The organism is Deinococcus alpinitundrae (assembly GCF_009982895.1).
Lineage (GTDB): Bacteria > Deinococcota > Deinococci > Deinococcales > Deinococcaceae > Deinococcus > Deinococcus alpinitundrae.
In genome coordinates this window covers 1-254 of record NZ_WXZL01000370.1, presented here as the reverse complement: position 1 = coordinate 254, position 254 = coordinate 1, and the positions used below count along the sequence as shown (strand labels likewise).

Below are 254 nucleotides of genomic sequence, written 5' to 3'. Positions count from 1 at the left end.
AGATTAATATTACGCACTAAGACCATCGCTTGTTCGCTATATAAATCTTCAACATTAAAGTATGATTGTGCCGCTTCAATACCTTGATTTAACAGCCATATTTCTTTTTTGGTCTTCTTCATTTTAAAATGCACGTCTTCAATCAATGTATCTACAAACTCTTTCACAATATGAAATAGATTTGATTGTAATCTTGGTGCGCCCGAAATAACTAATGGTGTTTGCGCAGCATCTAAAATGATTGAATCCACTTC

Annotated in this window: 1 protein-coding gene; it reads right to left on the bottom strand. The window is 33.5% G+C overall.

All coding sequences use genetic code 11. The features are described 5' to 3' along the window. A partial coding sequence (locus GUI70_RS25995) for a preprotein translocase subunit SecA (RefSeq protein ID WP_368733655.1) occupies positions 1-254 on the bottom strand: 254 nt, incomplete at both ends.